The sequence below is a fragment of the Alkalisalibacterium limincola genome, assembly GCF_008017755.1.
Classification (GTDB): Bacteria; Pseudomonadota; Gammaproteobacteria; order Xanthomonadales; family Xanthomonadaceae; genus Alkalisalibacterium; species Alkalisalibacterium limincola.
The window spans coordinates 62,870-89,531 of sequence record NZ_VRTS01000001.1 but is presented as its reverse complement, the minus strand read 5'-3'; the positions used below and the strand labels follow the sequence as shown (position 1 = coordinate 89,531).

General features: G+C 69.8%; 21 protein-coding genes, 3 tRNA genes and 3 pseudogenes. All 27 read left to right on the top strand.

Annotated elements, in window-relative coordinates; translation table 11 throughout:
• Window positions 1-19 precede the first annotated feature (19 nt).
• The 27 genes and pseudogenes from sdhC to FU658_RS00265 all read left to right on the top strand — a co-directional run bounded on the left by sdhC (window position 20) and on the right by FU658_RS00265 (window position 26,661).
• A complete protein-coding gene (sdhC, locus tag FU658_RS00390; RefSeq protein ID WP_147890300.1) occupies window positions 20-424 on the top strand; it encodes a succinate dehydrogenase, cytochrome b556 subunit in 405 nt (134 codons plus the stop codon).
• Window positions 421-804: a succinate dehydrogenase, hydrophobic membrane anchor protein gene (sdhD, locus tag FU658_RS00385; protein ID WP_147890299.1), complete on the top strand. Its 384-nt coding sequence runs from the start codon at window positions 421-423 to the stop codon at window positions 802-804. The genes sdhC and sdhD overlap by 4 nt, the downstream gene beginning before the upstream one ends.
• Window positions 805-820: 16 nt before the next feature.
• Window positions 821-2,607: pseudogene (sdhA, locus tag FU658_RS00380) on the top strand (succinate dehydrogenase flavoprotein subunit).
• A gap of 65 nt (window positions 2,608-2,672) precedes the next feature.
• Entirely contained in the window at window positions 2,673-3,455 is a 783-nt protein-coding gene (locus tag FU658_RS00375; protein ID WP_147890298.1) for a succinate dehydrogenase iron-sulfur subunit, read from the top strand.
• 19 nt (window positions 3,456-3,474) lie between these two features.
• Complete coding sequence (locus tag FU658_RS00370; RefSeq protein WP_187265874.1) at window positions 3,475-3,729, top strand: FAD assembly factor SdhE; 255 nt, start codon at window positions 3,475-3,477, stop codon at window positions 3,727-3,729.
• The gene (locus FU658_RS00365; RefSeq protein WP_187265834.1) at window positions 3,713-4,138 is read left to right on the top strand and encodes a hypothetical protein; all 426 of its coding nucleotides are present in this window, start codon (window positions 3,713-3,715) and stop codon (window positions 4,136-4,138) included. The genes FU658_RS00370 and FU658_RS00365 overlap by 17 nt, the downstream gene beginning before the upstream one ends.
• Before the next feature lie 6 nt (window positions 4,139-4,144).
• Entirely contained in the window at window positions 4,145-5,389 is a 1,245-nt protein-coding gene (locus FU658_RS00360) for a lipoprotein-releasing ABC transporter permease subunit (RefSeq protein ID WP_147890295.1), read from the top strand.
• A 5-nt stretch (window positions 5,390-5,394) separates the two neighbouring features.
• Window positions 5,395-6,108, top strand: a complete 714-nt coding sequence (gene lolD / locus FU658_RS00355) for a lipoprotein-releasing ABC transporter ATP-binding protein LolD (protein ID WP_147890294.1) — start codon at window positions 5,395-5,397, stop codon at window positions 6,106-6,108.
• Between the two features lie 131 nt (window positions 6,109-6,239).
• A complete protein-coding gene (locus FU658_RS00350) occupies window positions 6,240-8,696 on the top strand; it encodes a DNA internalization-related competence protein ComEC/Rec2 (RefSeq protein ID WP_147890293.1) in 2,457 nt (818 codons plus the stop codon).
• 93 nt (window positions 8,697-8,789) lie between these two features.
• Window positions 8,790-10,481, top strand: a complete 1,692-nt coding sequence (locus tag FU658_RS00345) for a putative bifunctional diguanylate cyclase/phosphodiesterase (RefSeq protein ID WP_147890292.1) — start codon at window positions 8,790-8,792, stop codon at window positions 10,479-10,481.
• Between the two features lie 116 nt (window positions 10,482-10,597).
• On the top strand, window positions 10,598-11,224 hold the full coding sequence (locus FU658_RS00340) for a MotA/TolQ/ExbB proton channel family protein (RefSeq protein ID WP_187265833.1): 627 nt from the start codon (window positions 10,598-10,600) through the stop codon (window positions 11,222-11,224).
• A 4-nt stretch (window positions 11,225-11,228) separates the two neighbouring features.
• Window positions 11,229-11,651 carry an ExbD/TolR family protein gene (locus FU658_RS00335; protein WP_147890291.1) on the top strand — a complete coding sequence of 141 codons (423 nt, stop codon included), beginning with the start codon at window positions 11,229-11,231 and terminating at the stop codon, window positions 11,649-11,651.
• Entirely contained in the window at window positions 11,648-13,408 is a 1,761-nt protein-coding gene (gene msbA, locus FU658_RS00330; RefSeq protein ID WP_147890290.1) for a lipid A export permease/ATP-binding protein MsbA, read from the top strand. The genes FU658_RS00335 and msbA overlap by 4 nt, the downstream gene beginning before the upstream one ends.
• Window positions 13,405-13,865: pseudogene (gene lpxK / locus FU658_RS15845) on the top strand (tetraacyldisaccharide 4'-kinase); the annotation flags it as partial. The gene msbA and the pseudogene lpxK, both read left to right, overlap by 4 nt.
• A 118-nt stretch (window positions 13,866-13,983) precedes the next feature.
• Window positions 13,984-14,460: pseudogene (locus tag FU658_RS15840) on the top strand (tetraacyldisaccharide 4'-kinase); the annotation flags it as partial.
• Window positions 14,461-14,466: 6 nt separating this feature from the next.
• Window positions 14,467-15,270 (top strand): 3-deoxy-manno-octulosonate cytidylyltransferase, encoded by an 804-nt coding sequence (gene kdsB / locus FU658_RS00320; protein WP_147890289.1) that lies wholly within the window; start codon window positions 14,467-14,469, stop codon window positions 15,268-15,270.
• Window positions 15,267-16,703: a redoxin domain-containing protein gene (locus FU658_RS00315; RefSeq protein WP_147890288.1), complete on the top strand. Its 1,437-nt coding sequence runs from the start codon at window positions 15,267-15,269 to the stop codon at window positions 16,701-16,703. The genes kdsB and FU658_RS00315 overlap by 4 nt, the downstream gene beginning before the upstream one ends.
• On the top strand, window positions 16,700-18,526 hold the full coding sequence (gene uvrC, locus FU658_RS00310; RefSeq protein ID WP_147890287.1) for an excinuclease ABC subunit UvrC: 1,827 nt from the start codon (window positions 16,700-16,702) through the stop codon (window positions 18,524-18,526). The genes FU658_RS00315 and uvrC overlap by 4 nt, the downstream gene beginning before the upstream one ends.
• Window positions 18,527-18,573: 47 nt before the next feature.
• On the top strand, window positions 18,574-19,152 hold the full coding sequence (gene pgsA / locus FU658_RS00305; RefSeq protein WP_147890286.1) for a CDP-diacylglycerol--glycerol-3-phosphate 3-phosphatidyltransferase: 579 nt from the start codon (window positions 18,574-18,576) through the stop codon (window positions 19,150-19,152).
• 47 nt (window positions 19,153-19,199) lie between these two features.
• Window positions 19,200-19,275 (top strand) — tRNA-Gly (locus tag FU658_RS00300).
• Window positions 19,276-19,355: 80 nt separating this feature from the next.
• Window positions 19,356-19,429, top strand: a tRNA-Cys gene (locus FU658_RS00295).
• Window positions 19,430-19,659: 230 nt separating this feature from the next.
• A complete protein-coding gene (locus FU658_RS00290) occupies window positions 19,660-20,115 on the top strand; it encodes a hypothetical protein (protein ID WP_147890285.1) in 456 nt (151 codons plus the stop codon).
• A 60-nt stretch (window positions 20,116-20,175) separates the two neighbouring features.
• Window positions 20,176-20,261 (top strand) — tRNA-Leu (locus FU658_RS00285).
• 239 nt (window positions 20,262-20,500) lie between these two features.
• Window positions 20,501-22,600 (top strand): putative bifunctional diguanylate cyclase/phosphodiesterase, encoded by a 2,100-nt coding sequence (locus FU658_RS00280; RefSeq protein WP_147890284.1) that lies wholly within the window; start codon window positions 20,501-20,503, stop codon window positions 22,598-22,600.
• A gap of 117 nt (window positions 22,601-22,717) precedes the next feature.
• Window positions 22,718-23,515, top strand: a complete 798-nt coding sequence (locus FU658_RS00275; RefSeq protein WP_147890283.1) for a tyrosine-protein phosphatase — start codon at window positions 22,718-22,720, stop codon at window positions 23,513-23,515.
• 66 nt (window positions 23,516-23,581) lie between these two features.
• Entirely contained in the window at window positions 23,582-24,289 is a 708-nt protein-coding gene (locus FU658_RS00270) for a polysaccharide biosynthesis/export family protein (RefSeq protein WP_222708321.1), read from the top strand.
• 71 nt (window positions 24,290-24,360) lie between these two features.
• Window positions 24,361-26,661, top strand: coding sequence for a GumC family protein (locus tag FU658_RS00265; RefSeq protein WP_147890281.1), 2,301 nt, complete (start codon window positions 24,361-24,363; stop codon window positions 26,659-26,661).
• The last annotated feature ends 1 nt before the right edge of the window (window position 26,662 follow it).

Below are 26,662 nucleotides of genomic sequence, written 5' to 3'. Positions count from 1 at the left end.
TCAAGCCTTTGGAATGCCCATGGCGACGCCTGAACGCCCCGCAGTACAACGTCCCCTCTCACCGCACCTGCAGGTCTACAAGCCGCAGCTCACCAGCACGATGTCGATCGCGCACCGCATCACCGGTGTCGTGCTCTCGGTCGCAGCGTTCGCGTTGGTGTGGTGGCTCGTGGCCCTGGCTGCCGGTCCGGAGGCGTATGCCACGTTCACCGGTTTCGCCGGCTCGCTGCTGGGCCAGGTGGTGTTGTTCGCCATCACCGCCACGCTGATGTACCACCTGTGCAACGGCATCCGGCACCTGTTGTGGGATGCCGGAAAGGGCCTGGAGATCGACGCCGCCTACCGCAGCGGGTACGCGGTGCTGGCCGTGTCGCTGCTGCTGACCATCGCCATCTGGGTCGTGGCCCTGGGAGGTGTGGCATGAGCCTGCGCAACCCGCTTGCCCGCGCCCGCGGCCTCGGCTCGGCGAAGGAGGGCGTCCACCACTGGTGGATGCAGCGCGTGAGCGCGATCGCGCTCGCCTTCCTGGTGCCGTGGTTCATCGTCTTCCTGCTTCGCCTGCCGCTGGCCGACCACGCCGCCGTGTACGAGGCCGTGGCCTCGCCGCTCAACGCCACGCTGCTGCTGCTGCTGGTCGGCGCGAACTTCTACCACGCCAAGCTCGGCCTGCAGGTGGTTATCGAGGACTACGTGCACACCCCGTTCCTGGAAGTGACCCTGCAGCTGCTGGTGCGTTTCGCCACCCTCGTCGCCGCTGTCGCCGCGATCCTCGCCATCGTCCGCATCGCGCTGAGCGCCGGCTGAGCCCAAGGAAACAAGAATGTCTGCCTACAAGATCCACGAACACCAGTACGACATGGTCGTCGTCGGCGCCGGCGGCGCCGGCCTGCGCGCCACCTTCGGCCTGGCGCAGAAGGGCCTGAAGACGGCCTGCCTGTCGAAGGTCTTCCCGACCCGCTCCCACACGGTCGCCGCGCAAGGCGGCATCTCCGCCGCGCTGGGCAACATGGGCGAGGACGACTGGCGCTTCCACTTCTACGACACCATCAAGGGCTCGGACTGGCTGGGCGACCAGGACGCCATCGAGTACATGTGCCGCGAGGCCATCCCGGCCATCATCGAGCTCGAGCACCAGGGCGTGCCGTTCTCGCGCACCGAGGACGGCAAGATCTACCAGCGTCCCTTCGGCGGCATGACCACGCATTACGGCAAGGGCACCGCGCAGCGCACCTGCGCCGCGGCCGACCGCACCGGCCACGCCATCCTGCACACGCTCTACCAGCAGTCGCTGCGCACCAGGCCGAGTTCTTCATCGAGTACTTCGCGCTCGACCTGATCATGGACGAGGAGGGCGCCTGCCGCGGCGTGCTGGCGCTGGACATGGCCTCGGGCGAACTGCACCTGTTCCGCGCCCACGGCACCGTGCTGGCCACCGGTGGTTACGGCCGCGCCTACTTCTCCGCCACCTCGGCCCACACCTGCACCGGCGACGGCGGCGGCATGGCGCTGCGTGCCGGCCTGCCCTTGCAGGACATGGAGTTCGTGCAGTTCCATCCCACCGGCATCTACGGCGCCGGCTGCCTGATCACCGAGGGCGTGCGCGGCGAGGGCGGCTACCTGACCAACTCCAAGGGCGAGCGCTTCATGGAGCGCTACGCGCCCAACGCCAAGGACCTCGCCTCGCGCGACGTCGTCAGCCGCTCGATGACCATCGAGATCCGCGAGGGCCGTGGCGTCGGCGAGCACGGCGACCACATCCACCTCAACCTGCAGCACCTCGGCCCGGAGGTCATCAACGAGCGCCTGCCCGGCATCGCCGAGACCGCGAAGATCTTCGCCGGCGTCGATGTGTCCAAGGAGCCGATCCCGGTGCTGCCGACCGTGCACTACAACATGGGCGGACTGCAGACGAACTACCACGGCGAGGTGGTCACGCTGAAGGACGGCAACCCCGACTCCGTTGTGCCCGGCCTGTACGCCATCGGCGAAGCCGCCTGCGTGTCGGTGCACGGTGCCAACCGCCTGGGCTCGAACTCGCTGCTCGACCTGGTCGTGTTCGGCCGCGCCGTCGCCAACCGCTGCGCCGAGACGATCAAGCCCGGCGCCACGCACAAGGCGCTGCCGGCCTCGGCCTGCGACAAGTCGCTCGACAACCTTGACACGCTGCGCAACGCCAAGGGCAACACGTCCACGGCGGAAATCCGCAACACCATGCAGCGCACGATGCAGGACCATGCCGCGGTCTTCCGTACTTCCGAGGTGCTGGCCGAGGGCGTGAAGAAGATCGCCGACGTGCACGCCAGCTTCGCCGACGTGAAGGTGTCCGACCGCTCGATGGTGTGGAACTCCGACCTCATCGAGACGCTGGAGCTGCAGAACCTGCTGGGCCAGGCGGTGGCGACGATGGTGTCGGCCGAGAACCGCAAGGAATCGCGCGGCGCCCATGCCCACGAGGACTACTCCGAGCGCGACGACGACAACTGGCACAAGCACACGCTGTGCTGGGTCGACGAGAAGGGCAAGACCACGCTCGACTACCGCCCGGTGCACATGTACACGCTCACCGACGAAGTCGAGGTGGTGCCGCCCAAGGCGCGCACCTACTGATTTGCACTGCGGCACCCGTGGGCGCGCACCGCGCGCCCTGACCGGCACCCACGCGAGAACACGAAATGGCTGAGTTCACCCTTCCCAGGAACTCCACGATCACCAAGGGCAAGCACTTCCCGGCCAAGGGCGGCAAGGACGTGCGCACCTTCAAGATCTACCGCTGGAACCCCGACGACGCGGCGAACCCGCGCGTGGACACCTACGAGGTCGACCTGGCCAGCTGCGGGCCGATGGTCCTGGACGCGCTGATCAAGATCAAGAACGAGATCGACCCGACGCTGGCCTTCCGCCGCTCCTGCCGCGAGGGCATCTGCGGTTCGTGCGCGATGAACATCGACGGCACCAACACGCTGGCCTGCACCAAGGCCATCGACGACTGCGGCAAGAAGGAAGTGCCGGTCTACCCGCTGCCGCACATGCCGGTCATCAAGGACCTGGTGCCCGACCTCACGCACTTCTATGCCCAGTACGCCTCGATCAAGCCGTGGCTGCGCACCCAGTCCACCGCGCCCACGCGCGAGCGCCTGCAGACGCCGGCCGACCGCAAGAAGCTCGACGGCCTCTACGAGTGCATCCTGTGCGCGTGCTGTTCGACCAGCTGTCCGAGCTACTGGTGGAACGGCGAGCGCTACCTCGGCCCGGCCGTGCTGCTGCAGGCCTACCGCTGGATCGTCGACAGCCGCGACGAGGACACCGGTGCGCGCCTGGACGACCTGGAAGACCCGTTCAAGCTCTACCGCTGCCACACCATCATGAACTGCACGCGCACCTGCCCGAAGGGACTCAACCCGGCCAAGGCGATCGCGGAGATCAAGCAGCTGATGCTCCAGCGTCGCGCCGCCTGAGCGCTGGCGCGGCATGGGCATGCCAGCCGACGACGAAGCCGAGCTGCGGCGCCTGCGCTGGCGCTGCCGCCGCGGCATGCGCGAACTCGACCAGCTGATGCTCCGCTACCTCGACCAGCGCTGGCGCCAGGCCGGGGTCGAGGAGCGGGCCACCTTCGAGCGCCTGCTCGAGGTCGAGGACGACCGCCTGTGGCGCTGGTTCATGGGCCGCGAGACACCCCAGGAGAAGGACCTCCATGCCCTCGTCGAACGCATTCTTGAACTGCCGCATTGACTGGCGGCCGGCGCCCCTGATGGTCGCGGCGCTGGCGCTGCTGGGTTTCCTGGCCGCGCTGTCGCTGCTCGCCAGCGCCATGCCACGACCCGCCGCCTGGCCGCTGGCGCTGCTGCTGCTCGGCCAGGGGCTGTGGCTGGCCTGGCGCGAATCGCAGCGCCCGGCAGCCGTCGTGGTGTTCACCGCCACCGACGAAGGGCTCGCGCCCACGCTCGACGGACGCCCGGCACGCCTGCTTCGCGTGAACCTTCGCGGCCCTGTCGCGGTCATGGTGTTGCAGTGCGATTCCCGGCGCAGGGTGCTCACCTGGTGCCCGCCGACGCTGACCCCCGATGTACGCAGGACCCTCCGGCTGCTGAAGCGCCCGGGCATCGTTTCCCCTTCGGCACTGCCCTTGGTGGCAGGATAAGGCCCCATGTTCAAACCACTTTCCCTCGCCATCGGCCTGCGCTACACCCGGGCCAAGCGCCGTACCCGCTTCATCTCCTTCATTTCCTTCGTCTCGATCGCCGGCATCTCGCTGGGCGTGGCCGCGCTGATCACCGTCATCTCGGTCATGAACGGCTTTGGCGAGGAAGTGCGCGGCCGACTGCTGGGCATGGTCGCGCATGCCACGGTGAGTGCCGCGGGCAGCCCGATGGAGGAGTGGCCGCGTGCGGTCGACATCGCCCGCGCCGACCCGCGCGTGGCCGGTGCCGCCCCCTACATCGAGCGCGCCGCGCTGCTCCAGGGCCGGCGCGAGGAAGGCGCGATGCTGCGTGGCGTGCTGCCCGAGGCCGAACCCAGCGTGTCGGAGTTCGCCGAGAAGATCGTCGTCGGCGACATCGAGCTGCTGCAGCCGGGCGAGTACAACATCATCCTCGGCCGCGAGCTCGCCAACTGGGCGCAGGTCAGCGTCGGCGAGACGGTCAACGTGTTCGTGCCCAGCTTCCGCACCACGCCAGTGGGCGTGCTGCCGCAGGTGCGCCGCTTCAACGTGGTCGGCATCTTCGAAACCGGCTACCAGGACGCCGACCGCGGCATCGGCCTGATCCACATGCAGGATGCCCAGCGGCTGCTGCGCATGGGCGAGGGCGTCACCGGAGTGCGCCTGAAGCTGCACGACATGTTCCAGTCCAACCAGGTCTCGCGCGACCTCGCCGACCAGCTCGGCGGCATCTACCGCATCAGCGACTGGAGCCGCGACCACGCGAATTTCTTCCGGGCCATGAAGATCGAGAAGATCATGATCTTCATCGTCGTCGCGCTGGTGGTCGCGGTGGCCGCGTTCAACCTGGTCAGTTCCCTGGTCATGCTGGTCACCGACAAGCAGGCCGACATCGCCATCCTGCGCACGCTCGGCATCCGGCCGGCCACGGTGCTGCGCGTCTTCATGATCCAGGGCGTCATCATCGGCACGCTGGGCGTGTTGATAGGCGTGGTCGGCGGCGTGCTGCTGACGCTCAACCTCGACCTCATCGTGACCGCCGTGGAATCCACCTTCGGCATCGAGGTGATGCCCAAGGACGTGTACTACATCACCGGCCTGCCCACGGCCCTGTACTGGGACGAAGTGGCGCTGATCGCCGGCATCGGCCTGGTCATGGCGCTGCTGGCCACCCTGTACCCGGCCTGGCGTGCCTCGCGCACGGCCCCGGCCGAAGCGCTGCGCTACGAGTGAGCACGATGACCGACACCACCGCCCCCCTCGCGCCCGAAGACGCCGTGCTGGAATGCGTCGGACTCGGCAAGGTCTACCAGGAAGGCAAGCTGCGCACGCCGGTGTTCGACCAGCTCGACCTGGCCGTGGCGCCCGGCGAGACCGTCGCCATCGTCGGCGCCTCCGGTGCCGGCAAGTCCACGATGCTGCACCTGCTCGGTGGCCTGGACGTGCCGACCGCCGGCGAGGTCTACGTGGCCGGCCAGCGCATGTCGAAACTCTCCGACGCCGCCCGCGGCGACCTGCGCAACCAGGCGCTGGGCTTCATCTACCAGTTCCACCACCTGCTGCCGGAGTTCACCGCGCTGGAGAACGTGATGATGCCGCTGCTGATCGGCGGCATGCCGGTGGAGCAGGCCGTGGTGCCGGCGCGCGAACTGCTCGAGCGGGTCGGCCTGGGTGCGCGGCTGGAGCACAAGCCCGGCGAGCTGTCGGGCGGCGAACGCCAGCGTGCCGCCGTCGCGCGCGCGCTGGTGACGCGCCCGGCCTGCGTGCTGGGCGACGAACCCACCGGCAACCTCGACGAGAAGACCGCGGCCAAGGTGTTCGAGATGATGCTCGAGCTCAACCGGGCGCAGCGCACCAGCCTGGTGCTGGTCACCCACGACCCGCGCCTGGCGCGGCGGCTGGACCGCACGCTGGAGCTGACCGGCGGCAACCTGCGGCCGCTGCCCGCCTGAGCGGTTCGCGTCGGCCCGGTTGAACCCGGGCGGCGAGGGCTTTTCCTACCCGCGATCGCCGCGCCCGTTGATAGGCGCAGGCGCGTCGGCGCGGCAACGTCGTGGACTGGATCGATCCACGGACGCACGACATGCTGCAGCGGCCGGCCCCGCGCCGCCACCTGCCACCGCTCGGCCTGGCCAGCGCGCTGGCGCTGCTCGCCGGCATCACCGTACTCATGGGTTTTCCCGAACTGCCGCCCGCGGGCGGGTTCGCCGTGGCCTGCCTGGCGGGCGCGTCGGCCTGGTGGCGGGGACGTCGTGCGCTGCGCCTGGCCGGTGCGTTCACGGTGGGGCTGGGGCTGGCCGGACTGCACGGCCACCACGCGCTGGCGCAGCGGATCGACGCGGACGTGGTCGGGGTCGACCTGGAGGTCGAACTGCGCATCACCGGCCTCGTGCGGCAGGGGACCGTCGCAGCCAGCGGGTCGGGCCGTGGCTTCACCGGTTTCGATGCGGTGCTGGTGTCGGTACCGCAGGTGCCGGAACTGGAAGGGCGGCGCGTCAGCCTGGGCTGGTACGGGCCGGCGCCCGGACTCGCCCCCGGCCAGGTCTGGGAAATGCAGTTGCGCCTCAGGCGTCCGCGCGGCGTGCTCAATCCGGGCGGCTTCGACCGCGAACGCCGCGCGCTCGAGCAGCGCCTCGCCGCCACCGGCTACGTGCGCCAGCCCGACCAGGCCCGGCTGCTGTCCGATGGCGGCGGGCTGGATGCGTGGCGCAGCCGCACCAGCGAACGGCTGGGCCAGCGCGTCGCGCATCCCGGCATGCGCTTCGTCCTGGGCCTGTCGCTGGGCGACACGCGGCAGATGCAGCCACAGGACTGGGATGCGCTGCGCGCCACCGGGCTGACCCACCTGCTGGCCATCTCCGGGTTCCATGTCGGCGTCGTTGCCGGGCTTGGCGCCTTGCTGGCCGGTGCCTTGTCGCGCCTGTGGCCGGCGATGACGCGGCGGCTGCCGCGGCCAATGCTCATGGCGTGGACCGCCCTGGCCTGCGCGATCGTCTACGCCGCCGCGGCCGGATTCTCGCTGCCGACCCAGCGGGCGGTGCTGATGATCGCCGCAGCGCTGCTGGCCCGGCTGGCGCGGCGCCCGGTCGTGGCTGCGAACAGTTTCGCGCTGGCGCTGCTGGCGGTGCTGCTGGTGGATCCGCTGGCGGTGCTTTCGCCGGGCTTCTGGCTCAGCTTCCTCGGCGTGGGCTGGTTGTTGTGGTGCTTGGGCGGCAGCCAGGGCGGGGCGAAGCCACCGGGCTACCTGGGTGCACTGCTGGGCACGCAGTGGGTGGCCAGCGTGGGCCTGCTGCCCCTCACGGTGTGGTTCTTCGGGCAGGCGTCCGTGGTCGGTCCGCTGGCGAACCTGCTCGGCATCCCGCTGGTCACGCTGGTCGTCGTGCCGCTGGCCTTGCTCGGCACGCTGCTGTCGCTGGCCTGGAGCGCCGGCGGAGAGGCGCTGCTGTGGACTGCGGCGACGCTGGTCGAGCAGGGTGCCCGGGGCATGCGCGCGCTGGCGCAGTGGCCAGGCGCGATGCGGCATCTGCCGGCGCCCGGGCTGCCCGCTCTGCTGCTGGCGCTGGGCGGTGCCGCCTGGCTGCTCATGCCGCGCGGCACGCCGGGACGGGCGATGGCGCTGCCGCTGTTCCTGCCGCTGCTGTGGCCGCGCCTGCCCACGCCCGCGCCGGGCGGGTTCGAAATCCACGTCATCGACGTCGGCCAAGGCCTTTCCCTGCTGGTGCGCACGCACGCGCACGCGTTGCTGTACGACACCGGGCCGAACGCGGGTGGCGGCATGGACATGGGCGCCACGGCCGTCGTGCCGACGCTGCACGCGTTGGGCGTGGATCGCCTGGATGCGCTGGTCATCAGCCACGGCGACAACGACCACGTTGGCGGCATGCCCAGCGTGCTGCGCGCCTTCCCCGGCACCCCCCTTTGGGGCCAGGCGCCGTGGCTGGAAAGGGAACCGCGCACCACGCGCTGCGCCGGCACGATGCCGTTCTCCAGGCGCGCGGCGCCGCGGCCGCCGGGTGTCCAGGTCCTTCCAGGGCCTGTCTTGCCGGCGTGCAATGGCACTGGGACGGCGTCGAGTTCAGCTTCCTCCACCCCACGCCATTCTTCCCCGATGTCGGCAACGAAGGCAGCTGCGTGCTGCGCATCCGCGGCGAGGGCGGCAGCGCATTGCTCACCGGCGACATCGGCCATGTCGTCGAACGTCGCCTGCTGCGCCTGCACGGTGACGGGCTCGGCAGCGACGTGCTGGTGCTGGGCCACCACGGCAGCCGCGGCTCCAGCAGCCCCGGGTTCCTGGATGCGGTTGCCCCGCACGTGGCGCTCAACGCGTCCGCGCACGCGTCGCGGTTCAACCATCCCCATCCCGACGTGCTCGTCCGCCTGCGCGAAAGGAACGTGCCGCTGTCGGACACCGGAGATCATGGATACGTCCGGGTGCGCGTGGATCCCGGCGCGCCGCCCGCCGTCGAGCGCCGGCGCGAGGTGCGGCGACGCTTCTGGCACGAAGCCCCGTCCCGCGAGTGAAAGCTGGGTCAAACTGTGACCGCATCGTGGATTCGCGCACCCGGTCCGCAGCATACTTGCGGAGTTGTCCACTTCCACAGTCGTTCCTACCGAGGCCGGCCATGGGCCGGAAATGTCCGACATCGACTCGCTGGTGACAGCCCCCGAAGCTTCCCCGTGCGTGCGCGTGGGATTGCACCTGGTCCGTCCGCTGCACGACGCGGAAGGCCGGCTGGTCGACTTCGTCGTCGAACACCTCAACCCGACCGCACTGGGTTTCCTCGGGCTCGATGCCCACACGCCGCCCGGCACCCGGGTCGGTGAACTGGTCAGCCCCGGTCGCCTGGAGGCCTTCCTCGAGGAGGGCGAGCGCGCGCTGAAGAGCGGCGAGGCCCAGTTCTCCGAGTTCGAGATCACCGCACCTGATGGCGGCCGGCACTGGATGTGGCATGAGGTCATCCCGCTCGGCGAGGTGCTGGCCGTGCGCTCGGTCACCGCCGCCGACCGCTACGCACAGGCCGAGTTCGACGAACTCACCGGCCTGCTCAACGACCACGGACTGCGCCTGCGCGGGCAGACCTTCATCGAGTCCGTCCCCGAGGATCGCAGCGCGGTGCTGGTACGGCTGGCGCCGCGTCGCTTCCACGACTTCCGCGACGTCTTCGGATTCGAGTTCGCCGATGCGCTGTTGCGCGCCTACGCCGAACGCCTGGTCTCGCTGCTGGCCGGGCACCGCCACCTGGCGGCACGCATGGGCCAGCACCAGTTCGCCGTGCTCATGGAGCTGGAGGGGGAGGTCGATGGCGACCGCATCAACGGCCTGGCCGGCATCGTCGACACCCGCCTGGAGGCGGCCGGGCTCGAGCTGCACATCGTCTCGGCGCTTGGGGTGGCACGCCTGCGCCAGCACGGCCGCCACGTCGACGAGCTGCTGCGGGCCGCGGACATGGCCTATTCCGAGTCGCGGCGGACCCGGTCTCGGCAGATCACCTTCTACAACCCCCGCCTGGGCCGCCTGGCCCAGACGCGCATCACCCTGCAGAAGGAACTCGCCGGAGCAATCGCGCGCGACGAACTCAGGCTCGTGTTCCAGCCCATCCTGGCCGGCTGTGGCGAGGTGGAGGGGTTCGAGGCCCTGTTGCGCTGGCACAACGCCGAACTGGGCGAAGTGTCTCCGGCGGAGTTCATCCCGGTGGCCGAGGAAACCGGACTGATCCTGGAACTGGGTCGATGGGTCTTCGGCCAGGCGGCCGCCGCGCTGGCCCACCTGCGCCGGACCCATGGCTCGAAGCTGTTCATGTCGATCAACATTTCCGCGGCGCAGTTCTCCGACGTGCACCTCGCCGACCAGCTTTCCGCGGCCGCAGTCGCCGCCGACGTCCCCACCGATGCGATCGAGCTGGAGATCACCGAAACCGTGCTGATGCACGATACCGGCGAATCGGAGCTGCAGATCCAGCGCCTGCGCGGGCTGGGCTTCCGGCTTTCGGTCGACGACTTCGGCACCGGCTATTCCAGCCTGGCCTACCTGCGGCGCTTCCTGGTCGACAAGCTCAAGGTCGACCGCAGCTTCGTCGCCGGCCTCGAGGTCGACCGCAGCAGCATCGACATCGTGCGCGCCATCGTCTCGCTGGCGGCCTCGCTGAACCTGCCGGTCGTGGCCGAGGGCGTTGAGACGCGCGCCCAGCTCGACCTGCTGCGTGGCATCGGCTGCGACCAGTTCCAGGGCTTCTTCCTGGGCCGCCCCAGCAGCCTGGCGGCGCTGGACGAGCAACGGGCCGCCCGCCCGGGCAATGCCTCCGAGGCCATCGACGCCCTGGTCTAGGCGCCTGCAGCCGGCCGGCGCTGTCGCGCAGGCAGGCACAAGAGCGCCAGTGCCGCTATCCTAGCCAACGGCTTGAAACGGGCCTGCCCCCACGGGCCCATCAACGAGGACACCCTGTGCTGGAACTCCTGTTTGCGGGCGGCTGGGTCATGTGGCCCATCCTGGCGCTCTCCGCCATCGCCATCGCCATCATCATCGAGCGTTTCTGGACCCTGCGTCGGCAGGCCGTCATCCCGCCCGGCCTGGGCCAGGAAGTGCAGGCCTGGGCGGCGAACCGGCAGCTCGACCCGGTCCACATCGACGTGCTGCGCGGCAACTCGCCGCTGGGCGAGCTGCTGGCAGCCGGGCTGGACGTACGCCACCGCCCGCGCGAACAGATCAAGGAGCGCATCGAGGACACCGGCCGCCACGTCATCCACCAGCTCGAGCGTTTCCTCAACACGCTCGGCACCATCGCCGGCGTGGCGCCGCTGCTGGGCCTGCTGGGCACCGTCACCGGCATGATTCGCATGTTCCTGGGCGTGCTGGAGTACGGCGTGGGCGATGCCAGCCGCCTGGCCGGCGGCATCGGCGAGGCGCTGGTGTCCACCGCGGCCGGGCTGGTCGTCGCGATCCCCGCGCTCGCGTTCTACCGCTACTTCCGCGGCCGCGTCAGCGAGTACGTCATCGACATGGAAAAGCAGGCGATGGTGCTCATCGACACCCTCGACCAGAGCCTCCCGATCAAGCGCGGGAAGCTTTGACGCAATGCGCCTGGATACCGGCCGGCTGCGCGACGAACCCGAGATCAGCCTGACCTCGCTGATCGACGTCGTGTTCACGCTGATCATCTTCTTCGTCATCACCACCACCTTCGACGAGCGCGCCGCGATCGAGCTCAACCTGCCCGAGTCCAGCGCAGCCACCGCGCTGGAACCCGACGAGACGCTGGTGGTGGCGGTGGACGGCGAAGGCCGCTTCTTCGTCGGCGACCAGGAGGTACTGCGCCGTGACGTGGAGTCGCTGCGTGCGGCGATCGCGCGGGTGGCCGGCGAGGACCGCACGCGCCCGGTCACCCTGCGCGCCGACGCGCGCGCCCAGCACCAGTCCGTGGTCACGGCGATGGACGCGCTGGGGCAACTGGGTTTCACCCGCATCTCGATCGCCACCCAGGCCGGGGAGGCGCCATGAGCACGCCTGATCCGGACGGCTGGGACATCCGCCACACCTACGGGCGGCTGCTGCGCTACGCCGGCCGCTACAAGGCGCTGCTGGCCATCTCCGGCGTCGGCATGATCATCGAGGCGGCGGCGGCCGCCGGCTTCACCAAGCTCATGGAGCCGATGGTCAACCAGACCTTCGTCGCCCAGGAAGTGTCGCTGATGCTGCCGCTGGCCATCGTCGGCCTGTTCCTCGTGCGCGGCATCGCCACCTTCGTCAAGAACGTCGGCATGTCGCGCGCCGGCCGCAGCGTCGTGCGCGACCTGCGCCAGGAGGTCATGTCGAAGTACCTGCGCATTCCCAGCGACTACTTCGACCGCGAGTCGGTGCCGTCGATGGTCAGCCGCCTGAACTACGACACCGAGCAGGTTGCCCAGGCCAGTTCCGACGCGATCAAGATCACCATCACCGACAGCCTGACGCTGGTGTTCCTGTTCGCGGTGATGCTGAGCATCAGCGTGCGCGTGACGATGACGATGGTCGTTGTGGCGCCGCTGATCGCGGTCATCTCGCTTTACGTCTCGCGCCGCTACCGCAAGATCAACCGCGGCATCCAGGACGGCGTGGCGCAGATGGCCACCGAGGCCGAACAGGCGCTGGCTTCCCACCAGGACCTCAAGATCTACGCCGGGCAGGCCAGCGAGAGCGCCCGCTACGCCGAGCGCACCAACCACAACCTGCGCCTGCACCTGAAGGTCGAGGTCACCCGCGCCGCCGCATCGTCCACGGTGCAGCTGCTGGCCGCCATCGCGCTGGCGGTCATCCTGATCGCCGCCGGCCGCGAGTCGCTGGCCGGACGCATGGACGCCGGCCAGTTCGTCGCGCTGATCACCGCGATGATGGCCATGCTGCCCTCGCTCAAGCGCATCACCACCGTGCAGGCGATGATCCAGAAGGGCATCGCCGCCGCGCAGCGCCTGTTCCAGATCCTCGACAGCGAGGAGGAGGACGACGCCGGCGAGCGACCCCTGGCGCGCGCCCGGGGCCATGTGCGCTTCCGCGACGTGGTGGTGCGCTACCAGAACGGCGAGCGCGCGGCGGTGGACGGCATCAGCTTCGAAGCCCGCCCGGGCACCGTCACCGCGCTGGTCGGGCGCTCGGGCAGCGGCAAGTCCACGCTGGTGAAGCTGCTGCCGCGCTTCTACGAACCCAGCAGCGGCCTCATCGAGCTCGACGGCCACCCGCTGGGCGATTACAAGCTGGCCGACCTGCGCCGCCAGATCGCGCTGGTGGGCCAGAAGGTCATGCTCTTCGACGACACCGTCGCGGCCAACATTGCCTTCGGTGCCGAAGGCCAGGCCAGCGACGAAGAAATCCGCGAGGCGGCGCGCCAGGCCAATGCGCTGGAGTTCATCGAACGCCTGCCCGAAGGCATGCAAACGCGCATCGGCGAGAACGGCGCGCTGCTCTCGGGTGGCCAGCGCCAACGCCTGGCGATCGCGCGGGCGTTCCTCAAGGACGCGCCGATCCTGATCCTCGACGAGGCCACCGCCGCGCTGGACTCCGAGTCCGAGCGCCTGGTGCAGGCCGCGCTGGAGAAGCTCATACCCGACCGCACCACGCTGGTCATCGCCCATCGCCTCAGCACGGTCGAGCACGCCGACCAGGTGCTGGTGCTCGACGACGGCAAGCTGCTGGAGTCGGGCACCCACGCCGAGCTGCTGGCGCAGGCCGGCTTGTATTCGCACCTCCACCAGATGCAGTTCCGCGAGGTGCCGGCCACGTGAGCGCGCTGCCGGACTGGCTGGCACGCCGCTGGTACGGCGACACCCCGCCGGGACTGGTCCTGTCGGCGCTGGAGAAGGTCTACGCCGCGATCGTGGGCGTGCGTCGCCTGGGCTTCCACCGGCGCTGGTTCAAGGCACACCGCGTCTCGGCACCGGTCATCGTCATCGGCAACCTGACCGTGGGCGGCACCGGCAAGACACCGCTGACCATCGCGCTGGTGGAATGGCTGCAGCAACGTGGCTGGAACCCCGGCGTGGTCAGTCGCGGCCACGGCCGCGCTCGCGTGGCCTGGTGCGCGTGGGCCCCGGCACGACGCCGCGCCAGGGGGGTGACGAACCCTGCCTGATCGCCGCGCGCACCGGCGCGGTGGTCGTGGTGGACAGCGACCGCGTCGCTGCCGCCGAGGCCGCGCTGGCCGCCGGTGCCGACATCATCGTCAGCGACGACGGCCTGCAGCACTACCGCCTGGCGCGCGACCTGGAGATCGAGATGATCGACGGCCGCCGCGCTACGGCAACGACCGCATGCTGCCGGCCGGCCCCTTGCGCGAGCCACTCGAGCGGGCCGGCAGTGCGACGCACACGTGGTGAACGGCGGGGAAGCCGACACCGAGGGCAAGTGGGCGATGCTGCTGCGCCCGTTGCCGCTGCAGCCGCTGCACGCCGTCGCCACGGCCGGGCAGGAAGGGCGCGAAGGGCAGGGCACGCACGCCCGCGAGCTGGCGGCGTTCGCCGGCCAGCGCGTGCACGCCGTCGCCGGCATCGGCCACCCGGACCGCTTCTTCGCCACGCTTCGCGAGGCGGGCCTGGAACCGATCGAGCATCCGTTCCCCGACCACCACGCCTTCACTGCCGCCGACCTCGATTTCGGCGACGACCTGCCGGTGCTGGTCACCGAGAAGGACGCGATCAAGCTGCGCCACGTCGTCCCCGACGCCACCGACGTGTGGGTGCTGCCGGTCAGCGCCGAGCTTCCCGGCGCCTTCTACGCCATGCTGGCCGGCCAGCTCACCCGCTTCCAGGCCGGCATGGCCGGCATCGACCTGTTCTAGGCCCGCATGGATACACTCGATTTCCTCGTTGCGATCCCCGCGCGCTACGGCGCCTCGCGCCTGCCGGGCAAGCCGCTGCGGCTGCTGGCCGGCGAGCCGATGGTGGTTCACGTGGCCCGCCGCGCGCTGGCCGCGGGCGCGGCCGAAGTCGTGGTGGCCACCGACGACGAGCGCATCGCCGAAGCCGTCCGCGGCCACGGCGTGTCCGTGTGCATGACCCGCGCCGACCACGCCTCGGGTACCGACCGCCTGGCCGAGTGCGCACGGCAGCTCGGCTGGGCCCCCGACCGCATCGTCGTGAACCTGCAGGGCGACGAACCGTTCGCGCCGGCCGAAGGCATCCGGGCCGTGGCCCGCCGGCTGGCCGACAGCGATGCACCGATGGCGACGCTGTACGCGGAGTTCACCGATACCGGCACCGCGTTCGATCCCAATGCGGTCAAACTGGTCCGCGACGCGCAGGGCCATGCGCTGTACTTCAGCCGGGCGCCGCTGCCCTGGCACCGTGACCGCTACGCCGGCGACCGCGTCAGCGCCCTGCCGCAACCGGGCTTGAGGCACATCGGCATCTACGCCTACCGCGCCGGCTTCCTGGCCGAATTCGCTGCGCTGCCGCACGGCCAGCTCGAACAGGCCGAGGCGCTCGAGCAGTTGCGCGTGCTGGAGGCCGGATACCGCATCGCCGTGGCACCCACCCCGGTGGCGTTCCCGCCGGGCGTGGACACCGAGGCCGACCTGGCGCGCGCCGAGTCGCGCATAATCTCCTCCCGGGACGCAGCCCCGGGATCCACCCGCACGGAGGACGAATGAACCAGGCCAGCCCCCTTGCCCCGGAACTGAGCGACCAGCTGGACTGGATCAACGCCGATCGCATCCGGCTGGGGGAATGCACCGGGCGCGTGGTCGTCCTGGCCTTCTTCAACCAGTCCTCGTCCTACTGCCACAACCTGCTTGAAACGCTGCACCACCTCGTCCTGAAACACCCGCAGCAGCTGCAGGTCATCGGCATCCACGTGCCGAAGTATCCCTTCGAGCGCGACACCACCCGCGTGCACGATGGCGTGAGCCGCATGGGCATCCGCTTTCCCGTCGCCAGCGACCCCGACTACGTGGTCTGGCAGCACTACGGCATCCACGGCTGGCCGTCGCTGGCGCTCATCGATGCCACCGGCGGCCTGCGCCAGGTGCTGGCGGGCGATGTCCCGGCGCAGCTGGTCGAGGACACGCTGCAGCCGCTGCTCGACGAGGCGCCGATACCGCTGGACGGTGGGCCCGAGTCCATCCCCGGGCGTCGCCAGGCGGGCACCCGGGTGCTGCACCATCCGGCCGGCATCGCCATCGGCGAGGAGCGCATGTACATCGCCGACGCCGGCCACCACCAGGTGCTGGAGTGCAACCTGCATGGCCGCGTGCTGACCCGCTACGGCACAGGCCATGCCGAACTGGTGGACGGCGGGCCGGAGGAGTGTGCGTTCGACGCCCCCCACGGCCTGCTGCTGCACCGCGAAGCGCTCTACATCGCCGACACCGGCAACCACGCCCTGCGCCGCCTCAACCTGCGCACCGGCCAGGTCGAGACGCTGGCCGGCACCGGTCGCCCGGGCACGCCCGCGGGCGCGCGCATCGACAACCCGCGCGAGGCCGACCTCAACCGTCCCTGGGGCCTGGCGCTGGACGGCGAGCGCCTCTACATCAGCCTGGCCGGGCAGAACCAGGTGTGGGCGTGGGAGATGGCCTCCGGCGCGCTGGTGCATGTCGCCGGCAGCGGCCAGTTCGGCCACGCCGACGGCCATGCCCGTAGCGCCCGCATGGCCCATCCCACCGGCCTGGCGGCCTTGCAGAACACGCTCTACATCGTGGAATCCGGCAGCGCGTCGCTGCGGCGGCTGTCGTTCAACGACGGCCAGCTGCGCACGCTGGTGGGTGGCGGCCTGTTCGAATTCGGCCACGAGGATGGCCCGCGCGAGCGGGCCAGCCTGACCTGCCCGCAGGGCCTGGCCCTGCAGGTGGACAGCCCGGTGCTGTGGCTGGCCGATGCCGGCAACGACCGCCTGCGAACGCTGCGGCTGGGCGGCGGCTCGGTGGCCACGGCGCGCATCGAGCACGCGCTGTCGCGGCCCGAGGCGATCGCTTCCGGCGCCGGCGCGGTCTGGCTGGTCAACACCGATGCCCACCAGGTGCTGCGCATGGACCTGGAAAGCGGCGAGGTGAGCGAACTCGAGGTGGTCGACGCCGAGGCATGAACGGCGGCAAGGACAACCCGGTGGAGGGTTTCGACGGGCGCGCGTTCGCCCGCAAGCTCACCAGCGCGCCGGGCGTGTACCGCATGCTGGCCGCCGACGACAGCGTGCTGTACGTGGGCAAGGCCGGCTCGCTCAAGAAGCGCGTGGCCAGCTACTTCACCAAGGCCCTGCCGTACCGCCAGCAGAACATGGTGGCGCAGATCGCCCGCATCGAGGTCACCGCCACGCGCACCGAGGCCGAGGCGCTGCTGCTGGAGAACCAGCTGATCAAGTCGCTCAAGCCGCGCTACAACGTGCTGCTGCGCGACGACAAGAGCTACCCCTACATCCACCTCAGTGCCGGCGACTGGCCCAAGCTGGGCTTCCACCGTGGCCCGCGCAAGGCCCCGGGGCGCTACTTCGGGCCGTTCCCGGGCGCCGGCGCCGTGCGCGAGACACTCACGCTGATGCACAAGCTGTTCGGCATCCGCAGTTGCGAGGACAGCGTGTTCGCGAACCGCTCGCGGCCCTGCCTGCAGTACCAGATCGGCCGTTGCCTGGCGCCCTGCGTGGACTATGTCGGCCAGCAGGACTACGCCCAGGCGGTGCGCCGCGCGGTGCTGTTCCTGGAAGGGCGCAGCAGCGAACTGGTCAACGAGTTCAACGCCGAGATGGAACGCGCCAGCGCCGAACTGCGCTTCGAGGACGCCGCGCGCATGCGCGACCAGGTGGCCTCGCTGCGCAGCATCCAGGCACGCCAGTACGTCGAGGGCGAGCAGGTCGACATGGACGTGCTGGCCTGCCGGATCGAGGGCGGGCACGCCTGCGTGACCCTGCTGTGCTTCCGCAACGGCATGAACCTCGGCACCCGCGCGTTCCAGCCCAAGATCAACGGGGCCGACAGCTGCGAGGAGGTGCTCGACGCGTTCCTGGCGCAGTACTACCTGGAGCAGCAGCCCCCGCGCGAGATCATCCTCAGCCACGCCGTGCCCGACCAGGCGCTGCTGGCCGAAGTGCTGACCGCCCAGGTCGGGCGCAAGGTGGAACTGAAGTCCAGCGTGCGCGGCGACCGCGCGCGCTACCTGGAACTGGCCGACCGCAACGCCGCGCTGAGCTTGGCCGACACGCTGCGCTCGCGCGCCAGCCAGAAGGCGCGCCTGGACGCGCTCACGCAGTTGCTGGAGCTGGCCGAGCCGCCGCGCCGCATCGAGTGCTTCGACATCAGCCACACGATGGGCGAGGCCACCGTGGCCTCCTGCGTGGTGTTCGACGCCGATGGCCCGGTGCGCGCCCAGTACCGGCGCTACAACATCGCCGGCATCGAGCCCGGCGACGACTACGCCGCCATGCACCAGGCGCTCACCCGGCGCTTCAAGCGGGGCCAGGTCGACGGCGTGCTGCCCGACCTGCTGCTGATCGACGGCGGCAAGGGCCAGCTCTCCCAGGCGCTCGCCGTGCTGGGCGAGCTGGGCGTGGAGGGGGTCCGGGTGCTGGGCGTGGCCAAGGGCGAGGCGCGCAAGGCCGGCCACGAGACGCTGATCGAGGCCGACGGTCGCGAAATCCGTCCCGGCGGCGCGTCACCCGCGCTGCAGCTGGTGCAGCAGGTGCGCGACGAGGCGCACCGCTTCGCCATCACCGGCCATCGCGGCAAGCGCCAGAAGACCCGCGAGACCAGCCGCCTGGAGGACGTGCCCGGCATCGGCCCGCGGCGCCGCGCCGCACTGCTCAAGCACTTCGGCGGCCTGGCAGGCCTCAAGGCCGCCGGTGAAGAGGAGATCGCCCGCGTGGAGGGCATCAACGCCTCGCTGGCCGAGCGCATCTACGCGGCCCTGCACGGCGTATGAGCCGCATGCGCTATGCACTTCACGCGCATTGCGGGTAACGTGCCCGCATGCGCCTGACCATCCCCACCTGGCTCACCCTGTTCCGCATCGCCCTGATCCCCGTGCTGGTGCTGGTGTGGTTCCTGCCGTTCAACTGGACCAACTTCGCCGCGGCGCTGGTGTTCGCGCTGGGGGCGCTCACCGACTGGGCCGACGGCTGGATCGCCCGGCGCTACGGCATGTACTCCGCCTTCGGTGCCTTCCTCGACCCGGTGGCCGACAAGCTGGCGGTGGCGGTCGCGCTGCTGCTGATCGTGCAGCGCCACCCGGACTGGTTCATGGTGCTCATGGCCGCGGTCATCATCGGCCGCGAGATCACCATCTCCGCCCTGCGCGAATGGATGGCCGCCCTGGGCGAGCGTGCCCGGGTCAAGGTGGCCTGGGTGGGCAAGATCAAGACGATCGTGCAGATGGTGGCCATCGTCGTGCTGCTCTACGGCAGCCCGATCATGGGCCTGCCCACCATCGTGTTCGGCGAGTTCCTGCTGGGTGCAGCGGCCATCCTGACGCTGTGGTCGGGCTGGAACTACCTGCATGCCGCCTGGCCGGCCATGCGCCGCGATGACGGCGAGGACAGCGGGCAATGAAAGTGTTGACAGGTTCGGTGAACCCCGTAGAATGCGCGTCCTCAGCTGCGGGAATAGCTCAGTTGGTAGAGCACAACCTTGCCAAGGTTGGGGTCGCGAGTTCGAGTCTCGTTTCCCGCTCCAGTTGACACAAAACCTCGGTTCGCCGGGGTTTTGTTTTTTGTGCCGGAGGCGCTACGCTTTCCGGCCAGCCACCGATACATGGCCTGGTGGCAGAGTGGTTATGCAGCGGCCTGCAAAGCCGTGTACGCCGGTTCGATTCCGACCCAGGCCTCCATGCTTCGACGAAACGCCACGCACCCGCGCGGCGTTTTCGTTCGTGGCATCCCGATGACCGTCGTGTGACACGGAGTGACGCTCAAGGGCATCGCTGGGCGCGCAGCGGAACCGGCCGAACCCCGGCAGGGCCCCCGTGCGGTGCCAGGGCCTTTGCCCGCCGGGCGAGGGCCGGTTGGCACGAACCCTGCTTGCAAGCAGGCACCGGACAACGTCCAGCCTGACCAACGCATGTCCATCTCCGAAGGGAAGCCCGGCCACAGCGTGGTCGAAATCATGATCACCGTCGTCGGCATCATCGTGCTGATCGGACTGGCCGTGCCTGCCCAGCGGGGGCTGGGCGTGCGCGCCAACGTGGCCGAGTGCGTGGAAGCGGCGAACACGGCGCATCCCTCCGTCGACGCGACCCTGCAGCGCCTGGGCGCCTTGCCCCATTGCTCCGACGTGCGCCCCGGGACCGACGGCAGCGTCGTGGTCACCGTCCGCGATACCCGGGCCAGCGTGCCCCCCGTGGTCCAGCTGGCGCCGTCGGCGGACGCGCAGCATGAGCCGGCGTGGCGCTGCCGCCAGGTCAGCGGCGACCCGCGACACATGCCGGCGGAATGCCGCACCGCGCCGGCGCGCACCCAGGGGTCGAACCCGCCAACCCGCAACTTCCCCTCCGCGCTGCACCAGGCGGAACGCTGAACCTTGGCCGGCAGGGGCTGTGCGCCGCGCCAGCGAGCGGCTAAGGTACAGCTGCCCGGCGCCCGGGTGGCGGAACTGGTAGACGCAGGGGACTTAAAATCCCCCAGCCACGTGCTATGTGGGTTCGAGTCCCACCCCGGGCACCAAAGCGGCCACGCGCTTGCACGCGCGCAGGCCACGCCACAGACTGCGGGCATCGTTTGATACAGGTGAAGACGGGCGTGTCCACTTCGGATCGCAAACAGGCCGAGGTCGCAACGCGCGGTCGCGCCACCCCGGAACAACTCTTCGAGTTGTCCGCACGGCTTACCTTGCGGCTGCTGGGCAACGACGAGCTCGACGACGTGGTCCAGCAGGCCCTGGAGGGCCTGGGGCAAGGCACGACGTGGACCGCGTCTACCTGTTCGAGACCCGCATCGATCCCGACAGCGGCCACATGCTGGGTTACCAGCGCTATGAGTGGGCCGCCGAGGGTATCGCCGCCGAGATCGACAATCCCGAGCTGCAGGGCCTGGACTTCGACGAGGTGCTGCCGCGCCATCGCCGCTGCCTGGAAGCCGGCGAGTCGCTGCGCGTGGTGGTGCGCACCGCGCCCGACGACAGCGAGCGCGAACTGATGTCCAGCCAGGGCATCCTCAGCCTCATGGTGGTGCCGGTCATGCTCCGCGGCAGCCTGTGGGGCTTCCTGGGCTTCGATGCCGTGCGCGTGGAGCGCCACTGGTCGGACGACGACGAGCGCATCCTGCGCATCGTCGCGGCCAGCCTGGGCGCGGCGATCGAGCGCCGGCGCAACGAGGCCGAGGCGCGCCAGGCCCGCGCCGTGTTCGAGGCCGCCCGCGACGCGATCATCGTCACCGACTCCGACGGCCTAATGGTCGCGGTGAACCCCTCCGTGCTGCGACTGACCGGCTACGGCAGCGAGGAACTGATCGGCCAGCCGTCGCGGATGCTCGACACCCGCCGCGAGAACGATGCCTTCTACGAGGCCGTTTGGACGGCGCTTCGCGAGCAGGGCCACTGGCATGGCGAGAACTGGATCCGGCGCAAGGACGGCGGCGAGTACCCGCAGTGGCTGAGCATCAGCGCGGTCACCGACACGCACGGACGTGCCACCCACTACGTGGCCGCCGGCACCGACATCAGCCGCCTGAAGAACACCGAGGCGCAGCTGCAGTTCCTGGCCGAGCACGACGTGCTGACCGAGCTGCCCAACCGGCGCCGGGTCACCGGGCAGCTGGAACTGGCGATCGAGCGCGCCCGCCTGCGCGAGGGCAGGGCGGGGGTGCTGTTCGTCGACCTGGACCGCTTCAAGTCCATCAACGACAGCCTCGGCCACGCCATCGGCGACAGCGTGCTCAAGGAGGTGGCGCTGCGCATGCGCGACCGCCTGCGGGGTGAGGACACGCTGGCGCGGCTGGGCGGCGACGAGTTCGTCGTGGTGCTGGCTTCGCTGGGCGCGCCCGAGGAAGCCAACATCGTGGCGCGCGGCCTGCTCAACCGCCTGCGCGAGCCCATCCAGATCGGCGAGCGCGACATCTACGTCGGGGCCAGCATCGGCATCAGCCACTTCCCCGAGCACGGCGACAGTGCCGAGGAGCTGCTGCGCTTCGCCGACGTCGCGATGTACGAGGCGAAGCTGGCCGGACGCGACCAGATCCATGTATTCACCCCGGCCATGAAGAGCGACGCGCTGGGGCAACTGGACCTGGAGTCGAAGATGCGCCGCGCGGTCGAGGCCGGCCACATGCAGCTGCACTACCAGCCGCGCGTGTGCATCGCGACCGGCCGCGTGGTCGGTGCCGAGGCACTGCTGCGGGTGGACGACGAGGCCGGCGGCTACCTGCCGACGGACCGCATCATCCCGCTGGCGGAGCGCTCCGGCCTGATCAACCGCATCGGCCGCTGGGTCATCGAGGAGGCGTGCCGGCAGATGCAGCGCTGGGAGCACGCCGGCCAGCGCGGCCTGATCGTCTCGGTGAACGTGTCCGCGCGCCAGTTCTACCTCGGCGACCTCGGCGACATCGTGGCCGAGGCCCGCTCGCGCTGGCCGGCGAAGCACTCAAGCCTGGAGCTGGAGATCACCGAAACGGTGCTGATGGACCGCCCGGAAGTCGCGATCGAGCAGCTGGGGGCGCTGCGCCGGGCCGGGCTGCGCATCTCGCTGGACGATTTCGGCACCGGCTACTGCAGCCTGGCCTACCTGACCCGCTTCCCGATCGACTCGCTGAAGATCGACGCGCGCTTCGTGGCCGACCTGCCCGACGACCATCGCGCGGCCACCATCGCCCGCTCGGTCATCGCGCTGGGCCAGCAGCTGGAGCTCACCATCGTCGCCGAGGGCGTGGAAACCCCGGGCCAGCTGGAGTTCCTGCGCCAGCAGGGCTGCGCCGACATGCAGGGCTACGTGTTCAGCCCCGCGGTGCCCGCCGACCAGTGGCTGGAAGTGTCGAAAATGCGCCTGGTGGGCTCCCAGGAGGGCGCGTGAAGGCACCCGGGCAACTGTGACGGCGCCCGCAACTGGAATAATTCAAGGACGCATCAAGGGCTAAAGTTCACGTTGCACGGGCCACAATGTGCGCTTCCCGCGTAACGGACCCGGTCTTTGATCGATCTGCACTGCCATATCCTGCCCGGCATCGACGATGGCGCGCCGGACCTCGAGACCGCCCTGGAGATGGCGCGGATCGCAGTGGATGACGGCATCACCGTGACCGCCTGCACCCCGCACATCTACCCCGGCCTGTACGAGAACGACGGCGACGGCATCCGCGCCGCCATCGTGCGGCTGCAGATGCACCTCGACGAGGCCGGCATCCCGCTGCGCCTGGTCGAGGGTGCCGACGTGCACCTGGCGCCGGACCTGGTCGCGGGCCTCAAGAGCGGCCGGGTGCCCAGCCTGAACGGTTCGCGCTACTTCCTGTTCGAGCCGCCGCACCACGTCGCCCCGCCGCGCATCGAGGATTCCGCCTTCGCGCTGTTGGCCGCAGGCTACGTGCCGGTGGTCACCCATCCCGAGCGCCTGAGCTGGATCGACACCCATTACGACGTGTTCAAGCGCCTGGCCCATGCCGGCTGCTGGATGCAGCTCACCGCCGGCGCGGTCACCGGCCGCTTCGGCGGCCGGGTGAAGAAGTGGACCGAGCGCATGATGGACGACGGCATCGTCCACCTGCTGGCCACCGACGCGCACAACCTCGGTTCGCGCGCGCCGCGCCTGGCCGAAGCGCGCGACGTCGCCGCGCGCCGCCTCGGCGACGAGGAGGCGGTGCACCTGGTGTCCACCCGGCCCCAGGGCATCCTCGACAACCTCTTGCCCTCCCAGTTGCCGGCGCCGCCGGCACCCACCGCCGTTGGCGCGGGAACTGGCGGCTTTTGGCAGCGCCTGTTCGGCACGGCATAATTACCGGTCGCCTGCCGGCAGCATGCTGGCTGGGGTGACGATTTGAAGAGGCAACAGACCGCAATGATGTTCAATGGATCGAAGACAAGGACGTGGCTGGTTGCGCTGTGCGTGCTGGTGATGCTCACGGCGTGTGCGGGCAGCAACACACGTCCCATCGCCGATGGAACGGCACGCGCTGTCATGGGCTCGCAGGAATTGCCGGCACCCGACACCACGGTCGACGGCCGCTACGTCGGCAAGTCCGACTACCGCGTGGGTGCACTGGACCTGCTCGAGATCTCGGTGTTCGGCATCGAGGAGTTCTCGCGCACCGTGCGGGTGAATTCCAGCGGGCAGGTCACCTTGCCCCTGATCGGTGCGATCGAGGCCGGGGGAAAGACCGTCCAGGAACTTGAAACCGACATTTCCGAGCGGCTCAAGGACGGGTACCTGCAGAATCCACAGGTCACCGTGTTCGTCGCCGAGTTCACCTCGCAGCGCATCACCGTCGAGGGCGCGGTCAATCAGCCCGGCATCTATCCCATCACCGGCGACACCAGCCTGCTGCAGGCCATCGCGCTGGCCAAGGGCCTGGATCGCGTTGCCAATCGAAGCGGCATCATCGTGTTCCGGACCATTGGCGGGCAGCGCATGGCCGCCGTGTTCGACCTGCGGCAGATCCGCGCCGGCGACGCCCCGGACCCGCAGGTGTATGGCGACGACATCATCGTCGTCGACGAATCCGGTGCCCGTTCCGCCTGGCGCGAGATCATCCAGTCGCCGGATTCCTGAACCTCTTCCGGCCATATTGAGTCCGGTTCGGCGGCCCTGTCGGCCGCTTCGATCATTGAAGACATGCATGTATGACTGACCGCAAAGACGACGGCACGCCGCGCGACGGAGAAGGCAACGACCCTTCGGACCTTCCGGTACCCCATGAGGGTGGCCGGGCCGTCGTGGCGCACCCGCGCTCGGCGCGGGCGCTGGCACTGGAGCTCAACCAGGCCGAGCGGCCCGGCAACGACGACGAGATCGACCTGCTGGAGTACTGGCGGATCCTGGTCAAGCGGCGCTGGATGGTCATGGGCGTGCTCGCCTTCGTGGTCGTCATCGGCCTGATCGGCACGCTGCTGATGACCCCGATCTACCGTGCCTCCACCACGATGCAGATCGAGCGCGATTCCGCGCGCGTCGTCGACGTGGAAGGCGTCGTCCCGGTCGAGGCGGCCAACGACCGCGACTTCTACCAGACCCAGTACGAGCTGCTCAGGAGCCGCTCGCTGGCTCAGCGCGTGGTGTCCCAGCTCGACCTGACCAGCGACCCGCGCTACCACGCGGCCCGCGAGCCGTCACCGTGGCGCGCCCTGGTGTCGTCGGTCCGCGGTGGCGGCGAGGTCGAGGAACCGACGTTCGAACAACGCGAACGGGCGGCGATCGGCTGGTTGTCCCAGAACCTCAGCGTCGAACCGATCCGCAATTCGCGCCTGGTGCGGCTGCATTTCGACAGCCCCGATGCGCAGCTGTCCGAACGCATCGTCAATGCCTACAGCGAGGCCTTCATCGCCTCGAACCTCGATCGTCGGTTCGATGCCACGTCCTACGCGCGGACCTTCCTCGAAGAGCGCCTGGGCGAGCTCAAGCTGCGGCTGGAGGATTCGGAGAAGGAGCTCGTCGCCTATGCCCAGGCCGAGCAGATCATCAACGTCGACGACCGCCAATCGCTGGCGTCCACCAACCTGGGCTCGCTCAACGCCGCGCTGTCGCAGGCGCAGGACCAGCGCATCCGCGCCGAGGCGCGATGGCAGCAGGCGCAGTCGGCACAGGGCCTGGGCCTGGCCCAGTACCTCGACAGTCCGTCGATCCAGAAGCTGCGGGAAACCCGGGCGGAGCTCGCTGCGCGCTACCAGGAGAACCTCAGCGTCTACCAGCCGGGCTTCCCGCTGATGCAGCAGCTGCAGGCGCAGATGGACGAGGTCGACCGGCTGATCGAGGCGGAACTCGGCAACATCCGGGCCTCGGTCCGGTCGGAGTACGACGGCGCGCTGGCGCAGGAGCAGCTGCTGGCCACGCGCGTGGACGAGCTCAAGGACGACGTGCTGGACCTGCGCAGCCGCAGCATCCAGTACAACATCCTGCAGCGCGAGGTGGACACCAACCGCGAGCTCTACGAGGGGCTGCTGCAGCGCTACAAGGAAATCGGCGTCGCCGGTGGCGTGGGCACCAACAACATCTCCATCGTCGATCGCGCCGAAGTGCCGATGGGCCGCTTCAAGCCCAGCCTGTCGCTGAACCTGGCGCTGGCCTTCGTGGTCGGCGGCATGCTCGGCGTATTGATCGCGTTCGTGCTGGAGTTCCTGGACGACAGCATCAAGTCGCCGGAAGAGGTCGAGAAGCAGCTGGGCCTGGCCGTTCTGGGCGTCATCCCGAAGCTGGGCAAGGGGGTCACCCCGACCGAGGCCTTGCTGGACATGCGCTCGGCGTTCTCCGAGGCGTACCGGTCGGTGCGTACCGCGCTGCAGTTCTCGACCGAGACCGGCGTGCCGCGCTCGCTGCTGGTCACCAGCCCGCGCCCGGCCGAAGGCAAGTCCACCACGGCCCTCACGCTGGCGCGCAACTTCGCCCAGCTGGGCAAGCGCGTACTGCTGGTCGACGGCGACCTGCGCAATCCGTCGCTGCACAAGCAGCTGCGCCTGGACAACAGCATCGGCCTGACCAACTACCTTTCCGGTGCGGTACGCCCGCCGGAAGCGTTCCAGGAAACCGAGACCCCGGGCCTGCGCGTGATGTGCTCGGGTCCGCTGCCGCCGAACCCGGCGGAACTGCTGTCGGGCCCGCGCATGCTCTCGCTGGTCACCGTGGGTTCGGAGAAGTTCGACCTGGTCATCATCGATGGCCCCCCGGTCATGGGCCTGGCCGACGCGCCGATCCTGGCGAACATCGCCGGTGGCACGCTGCTGGTCATCGAGGCCGGATCCACCCGCAATGCCGTGGCCAAGGCGGCGCTCAAGCGCCTGCACGTGGCCCGTGCGCGCGTGCTGGGCGCGCTGCTGAGCAAGTTCGATGCGCGCAAGGCCGGTCACGCCTACGGCTACGGCTACGGTGACGCCAGCTACTACGCCTACGGTGCGGAGGAACCCCGGGTCGCGCGCCTCGGGAGGCGCTGAC

Bases quoted from the DNA above. Each gene is read 5' to 3' on its own strand.
- sdhC (WP_147890300.1), top strand. From the start codon at position 20: ATGGCGACGCCTGAACGCCCCGCAGTACAACGTCCCCTCTCACCGCAC.
- sdhD (WP_147890299.1), top strand. From the start codon at position 421: ATGAGCCTGCGCAACCCGCTTGCCCGCGCCCGCGGCCTCGGCTCGGCG.
- FU658_RS00375 (WP_147890298.1), top strand. From the start codon at position 2,673: ATGGCTGAGTTCACCCTTCCCAGGAACTCCACGATCACCAAGGGCAAG.
- FU658_RS00370 (WP_187265874.1), top strand. From the start codon at position 3,475: ATGCCAGCCGACGACGAAGCCGAGCTGCGGCGCCTGCGCTGGCGCTGC.
- FU658_RS00360 (WP_147890295.1), top strand. From the start codon at position 4,145: ATGTTCAAACCACTTTCCCTCGCCATCGGCCTGCGCTACACCCGGGCC.
- lolD (WP_147890294.1), top strand. From the start codon at position 5,395: ATGACCGACACCACCGCCCCCCTCGCGCCCGAAGACGCCGTGCTGGAA.
- FU658_RS00350 (WP_147890293.1), top strand. From the start codon at position 6,240: ATGCTGCAGCGGCCGGCCCCGCGCCGCCACCTGCCACCGCTCGGCCTG.
- FU658_RS00345 (WP_147890292.1), top strand. From the start codon at position 8,790: ATGTCCGACATCGACTCGCTGGTGACAGCCCCCGAAGCTTCCCCGTGC.
- FU658_RS00335 (WP_147890291.1), top strand. From the start codon at position 11,229: ATGCGCCTGGATACCGGCCGGCTGCGCGACGAACCCGAGATCAGCCTG.
- msbA (WP_147890290.1), top strand. From the start codon at position 11,648: ATGAGCACGCCTGATCCGGACGGCTGGGACATCCGCCACACCTACGGG.
- kdsB (WP_147890289.1), top strand. From the start codon at position 14,467: ATGGATACACTCGATTTCCTCGTTGCGATCCCCGCGCGCTACGGCGCC.
- FU658_RS00315 (WP_147890288.1), top strand. From the start codon at position 15,267: ATGAACCAGGCCAGCCCCCTTGCCCCGGAACTGAGCGACCAGCTGGAC.
- uvrC (WP_147890287.1), top strand. From the start codon at position 16,700: ATGAACGGCGGCAAGGACAACCCGGTGGAGGGTTTCGACGGGCGCGCG.
- pgsA (WP_147890286.1), top strand. From the start codon at position 18,574: ATGCGCCTGACCATCCCCACCTGGCTCACCCTGTTCCGCATCGCCCTG.
- FU658_RS00290 (WP_147890285.1), top strand. From the start codon at position 19,660: ATGTCCATCTCCGAAGGGAAGCCCGGCCACAGCGTGGTCGAAATCATG.
- FU658_RS00270 (WP_222708321.1), top strand. From the start codon at position 23,582: ATGTTCAATGGATCGAAGACAAGGACGTGGCTGGTTGCGCTGTGCGTG.
- FU658_RS00265 (WP_147890281.1), top strand. From the start codon at position 24,361: ATGACTGACCGCAAAGACGACGGCACGCCGCGCGACGGAGAAGGCAAC.